The organism is Streptomyces sp. NPDC005485, assembly GCF_040606085.1.
Classification (GTDB): Bacteria; Actinomycetota; Actinomycetes; order Streptomycetales; family Streptomycetaceae; genus Streptomyces.
The window spans coordinates 24,867-30,907 of the sequence record NZ_JBEXDZ010000119.1; the positions used below are offsets into that span (position 1 = coordinate 24,867).

A 6,041-nucleotide genomic window follows, 5' to 3' on the forward strand; every position below is an offset into this window, starting at 1 on the left:
GGGGTCAGTCCCGCGGCCGCTTGAGCCTGGTCGTGAACTTGTACCGGTCCCCGCGGTACACCGATCGCACCCACTCCACCGGCTCGCCGTCCTTGTCGAGGGAGTGGCGGGAGAGCATCAGCATGGGCAGGCCGACGTCGGTGCCGAGCAGGCCGGCCTCGCGCGGGGTGGCCAGGGAGGTCTCGATGGTCTCCTCGGCCTCGGCGAGATGGACGTCGTAGACCTCGGCGAGCGCGGTGTAGAGCGAGGTGTACTTGACCAGGGACCTGCGCAGGGCGGGGAAGCGCTTCGCGGAGAGGTGGGTCGTCTCGATGGCCATCGGCTCGCCGTTGGCCATGCGCAGCCGCTCGATGCGCAGCACCCGCCCGCCCGCCGTGATGTCCAGCAGGTCGGCGAGGGTGTCGTCGGCCGTGATGTAGCCGATGTCCAGGAGCTGCGAGGTGGGTTCGAGGCCCTGGGCGCGCATGTCCTCGGTGTAGGAGGTCAGTTGGAGGGACTGCGTGACCTTCGGCTTGGCGACGAAGGTGCCCTTGCCCTGGATGCGTTCGAGGCGGCCCTCGACGACCAGCTCCTGAAGGGCCTGGCGCACGGTCGTGCGCGAGGTGTCGAACTCGGCGGCGAGGGTCCGCTCGGGCGGCACCGGCGTGCCGGGCGACTGCGTCTCCGTCATCTCGAGCAGGTGCTTCTTCAGGCGGTAGTACTTGGGCACGCGCGCGGTACGGATGGGGGCCCCACCCTCGTTCTCCGCACTGCTGACGTCGGTGCTCATGCTCTGCCTTCCCGGCTCTCGTGCCGAAGCGACCGGCATCCCGACGGCCACGGCTCACATCGTGGCACGGCTTCGTGCGCGAGTTCCCTGTGAGTATCCCGCGCACGCTCCGTGATCCCCTCTATATACCGTTGCGCCGCCCGCTGGTCTAGTCCACCGCGCCGAATTGGTCCACTCGAAAGTGCGCCAACGGACCTGCTCTTTTCGCTAGTTACCTACTTAAAGGTCCTTGCATATGTAGGTCCCATAACGGACGACTGGAGGGGCTTCTTCACCCTTGACACCCCTCTAGGTCTAGGCCAAGCTCCCCCTACTGGTCTACACCATTGGTCCAGTCCCGGCCCCCGCTGGGCGGTACCCACCAGAACGGTCACCGCAGGGGAGCGTGGGGGGTTTGAGGGCATCCCTGAGGAGGGTGGCGTGAAGCGCAAGCTGATAGCCGCGATCGGTATCGCGGGCATGATGGTGTCGGTCGCGGCCTGCGGCGGCAGTGACGACAGCGACAGCGGCAAGAAGGCGGGAGCCGACGGGTACAAGGGGCAGACCCTGACCGTCTGGGCGATGGACGGCTCCACCCCGCCCGCCTGGACCAAGGATCTGCAGGCGGCCTTCAAGAAGAAGACCGGCGCGACGCTGAAGTTCGAGACCCAGAAGTGGGACGGGATCCAGCAGAAGATCACCACCGCCCTCTCCGAGTCGACCCCGCCGGACGTCATCGAGGTCGGCAACACCCAGACCCCCGCGTACGCGGCGACCGGCGGCCTCGCCGACCTGAGCGACCTGAAGAGCGGGATCGGCGCCGACTGGGCCGAGAACCTCAACGCGTCCGCGGTCTTCGACGGCAAGCAGTACGCGGCACCCTGGTACTTCGCCAACCGCGTCGTCATCTACAACAAGAAGGTCTGGGCCGACGCCGGCATCAAGGACACCCCGAAGACCCGGGACGAGTTCTACAAGGACCTCGACGCCATCGGCAAGAAGACCAAGGCCGAGCCGATCTACCTGCCCGGCCAGAACTGGTACTTCTTCGACGGCCTGACCATCGGCCAGGGCGCCGACCTGGTGAAGAAGGACGGCGACAAGTACGTCTCCAACCTCGCCGACCCCAAGGTCACCGCGGCCATGGAGATCTACAAGAAGTACCAGTCCTACTCCAAGGCCCCCATGGACAAGGACGAGGCCACCCCGCAGCAGGCCGAGGTCTTCGCCAAGGGCAACGTCGGTGCCTTCATCGGCATGGGCTGGGAGGCCGGCACGGCCATCGCCGCCAACAAGAAGATCGAGAAGGACATCGGCTACTTCACCATCCCCGGTGAGACCGCCGACAAGCCCGAGGGTGTCTTCCTCGGCGGCTCCAACTTCGCGGTGGCCGCGGGCAGCAAGAAGCAGGACCTCGCCAAGGAGTTCCTGAACCTCGCCCTGTCCGACAAGTTCGAGGGTGCGCTCGCCAAGCAGAACGGCGTCATCCCGAACAAGGAGTCGCTCAACTCCGTCCTCAAGGGCAACGTCGTCGCCGAGGCGGCCGCTCCCGCCGCCGCGCAGGGCGGTACGACGCCGCTGATCCCCGAGTGGGCCTCGGTGGAGAACACCCCGAACCCGATCAAGACGTACATGACCGCGGTTCTGAAGGGCAAGTCGCCGGCCGACGCCGCCAAGCAGGTCGAGGCCGAGATCAACAAGCGGCTCTCGCAGAAGAGCTGATCACCCTCCGCCGGGGGACGGCCGGACGACCGCAAGGCCGGCTGACCGTCCCCCGGCGCGCACGTGCCAGTGGCGATCTGGAGAGATGGCGAGCATGTCAGTGCAGACCGAACGCGCGGACACGGTCCCGGCACCGGGTGTCCGCAAGACGGGCGGGGCCCCGCCCGGCCCCGGAGGCGGGGACACCCGTACGAACAGACGCGGCGGATCCTTCGCCCCCTACCTGCTTCTGCTGCCGGCGCTGCTCGCCACCGTGGTGCTGCTGGGCTGGCCGCTGGTCAAGAACGGCATGCTGTCGTTCCAGAACCTCAACCCGCGCCAGCTGATCCTGCACCTCACGGAGTGGAACGGGTTCGACAACTACAGCGAGGTCCTGGGCAGTTCGGACTTCTGGAAGGTCGTCGAGCGGTCGGTGATCTTCACCGCCGTCAACGTCGTCCTCATCATGGTGCTCGGCACGCTGACCGGCCTGCTGCTCGCCCGGCTCGGCAAACGCATGCGGCTGCTGCTGCTGTTCGGCCTCGTGCTCGCCTGGGCGATGCCGGTGATCGCCGCGACCACCGTCTACCAGTGGCTGTTCGCCCAGCGCTTCGGCGTCGTCAACTGGCTGCTGGACAAGGCCGGCTGGCACTCGATGGCCGACTACAACTGGTTCGGCACCCAGCTCTCCACCTTCTCCGTGATCGCCCTGCTGCTCGTCTGGCAGTCGATCCCGTTCGTGGCGATCAATCTGTACGCCGCCACGACCACGATCCCCAAGGAGCTCTACGAGGCCGCCTCGATCGACGGGGCCGGCACCTGGAAGAGCTTCACCTCGGTGACGTTCCCGTTCCTGCGGCCGTTCCTGTGGGCCACGACGTTCCTTGAGGTCATCTGGATCTTCAAGGCGTTTCCGCAGATCTTCGCGATGAACGAGGGCGGCCCCGACCGGCTCACCGAGACCCTGCCGATCTACGCCTTCGTCGAGGGCCCCGGCAACCAGCACTACGGCATGGGCGCGGCCATCTCGTTCCTGACGATTTTCATCCTGCTCGCCCTGACCGCCTATTACCTGCGTACCGTTCTCAAGCAAGAGGAGGACGAGCTGTGAAGCGCTCTCTGACGGCCCGTCTGTGGCCCAACGCGATGGCCGTCGTTCTCTTCGTCGTCTTCGCGTTCCCCGTGTACTGGATGTTCGCCACCGCGTTCAAGCCGACCGGCGACATCATCGCGGACACCCCGGTCTTCCTGCCGACCGACATCACCCTGGACCACTTCAAGCGGGCCGTGAACGCCGACCACTTCTGGACCCTGGTCGCCAACTCCCTGACGGTCACCGTGCTTTCGGTGGTCTTCGCCCTCGTCATCGCGCTGCTCGCGTCCTTCGCGCTGGCCCGCATGCGGTTCAAGGGGCGGCGCGGTTTCGTGCTGACCTTCATGATCGCGCAGATGGCGCCCTGGGAGGTCATGGTCATCGCGATCTACCTGATCGTGCGGGACTCGGACATGCTCAACAGCCTGGTCCCGCTGACCGTCTTCTACATGATCATGGTGCTGCCCTTCACCGTCCTGACGCTGCGCGGCTATGTCGCCGCCGTGCCCAAGGAGCTGGAGGAGTCGGCCATGGTGGACGGCTGCACCCGCACCCAGGCCTTCGTGAAGGTGATCTTCCCGCTGCTGGCGCCGGGGCTGATGGCGACCTCGCTCTTCGGCTTCGTCACGGCGTGGAACGAGTTCCCGCTCGTCCTGATCCTCAACAAGGACATCGAGAAGCAGACGCTTCCGCTGTGGCTCTCCAGCTTCCAGACGACGTTCGGCGACGACTGGGGGGCGACGATGGCCGCGGCCACGCTCTTCGCCCTGCCCATCCTGATCCTCTTCGTCTTCCTCCAGCGCAAGGCCGTCAGCGGACTCACCTCCGGCGCCGTGAAGGGATAACGCCACCAGATGACGACGATCGCCTCCGGCACGGACACGCTCACCCGCGACGCCCTTGCCGTCCTTCAGCCCGGCTTCACCGGGACCAGCGCACCCGACTGGCTGCTGCGCCGGCTCGGTGAAGGCCTGGCCTCCGTGGGCCTGTTCGGCCGCAACATCGCCTCGCCCGAGCAACTGGCCGCCCTGACCGGCCAGTTGCGTGCCGAACGCGACGACGTGCTCGTCGCCATCGACGAGGAGGGCGGCGACGTCACCCGCCTGGAGGTGCGCACCGGCTCCTCGTTCCCCGGCAACCACGCGCTCGGCGCGGTGGACGACGTCGAGCTGACCCGCGAGGTGGCCGCGGAACTGGGCCGCCGCCTCGCCGCCTGCGGAGTCAACCTCAACTGGGCGCCGTCCGCGGACGTCAACTCCAACCCCGACAACCCGGTGATCGGCGTACGGTCCTTCGGCGCCGACACCGCTCTGGTGGCCCGGCACACCGCCGCCTATGTCACCGGCCTGCAGTCCGCGGGCGTCGCCGCCTGCACCAAGCACTTCCCGGGTCACGGCGACACCGCGGTCGACTCGCACCACGCGCTGCCCCGCATCGACGCGGGGCTGCCGGTACTCCAGGAGCGTGAACTCGTCCCGTTCCGCGCCGCGATCGCCGCGGGCACCCGCGCCGTGATGAGTGCGCACATCCTGATCCCGGCCCTGGACGCCGACCGCCCCGCCACCCTCTCCCCGCGCATCCTCACGGGGCTGCTGCGCGAGGAACTGGGCTACGACGGTCTCATCGTCACCGACGGCATGGAGATGCAGGCCATCGCCGCGACCTACGGCATCGAGCGGGGCAGCGTCCTCGCCGTCGCGGCCGGCGCCGACGCCATCTGCGTGGGCGGTGGCCTGGCCGACGACGACACGGTGCGCCGCCTGCGCGACGCCCTCGTGCGGGCCGTACGCACGGGGGAACTCTCCGAGGAACGGCTCGCGGACGCGGCGGCACGGGTACGCGCGCTGGCACGCTGGACGGCCGACGCAGCGAGGGACAGCGGTGCCGACGGGAGTGGGGTGCGCTCGGACGTCGGGCTCGTCGCCGCCCGCCGGGCGCTCACGGTCACGCCCTGCGAGGCGTACGCCCCCGTCACCGACCCGCCCTACGTCGCCGCCCTGACCCCCGTGGCCAACATCGCGGTCGGCGACGAGACCCCGTGGGGCGTCGCGGCCGAGCTCGCCCGGCTGCTGCCCGGCACGCGGACCGGCAGCTTCGCGGGGGACGGCGCCGGAGCGGACGCCCTCGCGGCCGCGGGCTCCCGCCGTATCGTCGCCGTCGTCCGCGACGAGCACCGCCACCCCTGGATGGCGGCCGCCCTCGACACCCTGCTCGGGGCCCGCCCCGACACCCTCGTCGTCGAGATGGGCGTCCCGCAGGCCACGCCCCGGGGCTCCCTGCACATCGCCACACACGGCGCGGCCCGGGTCTGCGGCCGGGCGGCGGCGGAGGTCATCGCGGGGGAGTAGCCCCGCACCCTGCCCCGAGTACGAAGGTGGCCGGGGGCGCCGGCACGGCCCCCCCGCGGCCCGATGGGGAGAGGAAACCAACGGTCAACAAGAGACACAGGGGGGAAGCGGGGGTACCGGCGGGGGGTTTGAAGGGTGGGGGTGGGGGTGG

At 68.8% G+C, this 6,041-nt stretch carries 5 protein-coding genes; 4 read left to right on the forward strand and 1 reads right to left on the reverse strand.

Features of this window, described 5'->3' with window-relative positions; translation table 11 throughout:
• Positions 1-4: 4 nt before the first annotated feature.
• Positions 5-769 (reverse strand): GntR family transcriptional regulator, encoded by a 765-nt coding sequence (locus tag ABZS97_RS31595; RefSeq protein WP_356143200.1) that lies wholly within the window; start codon positions 767-769, stop codon positions 5-7.
• A gap of 420 nt (positions 770-1,189) precedes the next feature.
• Between ABZS97_RS31595 and ABZS97_RS31600 the strand changes: the two genes are divergently transcribed.
• From ABZS97_RS31600 to ABZS97_RS31615, 4 genes are all read left to right on the forward strand, one after another.
• The gene (locus ABZS97_RS31600; RefSeq protein WP_356143202.1) at positions 1,190-2,470 is read left to right on the forward strand and encodes an extracellular solute-binding protein; all 1,281 of its coding nucleotides are present in this window, start codon (positions 1,190-1,192) and stop codon (positions 2,468-2,470) included.
• Between the two features lie 94 nt (positions 2,471-2,564).
• On the forward strand, positions 2,565-3,560 hold the full coding sequence (locus ABZS97_RS31605; protein ID WP_356143204.1) for a sugar ABC transporter permease: 996 nt from the start codon (positions 2,565-2,567) through the stop codon (positions 3,558-3,560).
• A complete protein-coding gene (locus ABZS97_RS31610; protein ID WP_356143206.1) occupies positions 3,557-4,387 on the forward strand; it encodes a carbohydrate ABC transporter permease in 831 nt (276 codons plus the stop codon). Before ABZS97_RS31605 ends, ABZS97_RS31610 begins: the two co-directional genes overlap by 4 nt.
• 9 nt (positions 4,388-4,396) lie before the next feature.
• Positions 4,397-5,890, forward strand: coding sequence for a glycoside hydrolase family 3 protein (locus ABZS97_RS31615; RefSeq protein WP_356143208.1), 1,494 nt, complete (start codon positions 4,397-4,399; stop codon positions 5,888-5,890).
• Positions 5,891-6,041 lie beyond the last annotated feature (151 nt).

Bases quoted from the DNA above. Each gene is read 5' to 3' on its own strand.
- ABZS97_RS31615 (WP_356143208.1), top strand. From the start codon at position 4,397: ATGACGACGATCGCCTCCGGCACGGACACGCTCACCCGCGACGCCCTT.
- ABZS97_RS31595 (WP_356143200.1), bottom strand. From the start codon at position 769: ATGAGCACCGACGTCAGCAGTGCGGAGAACGAGGGTGGGGCCCCCATC.
- ABZS97_RS31605 (WP_356143204.1), top strand. From the start codon at position 2,565: ATGTCAGTGCAGACCGAACGCGCGGACACGGTCCCGGCACCGGGTGTC.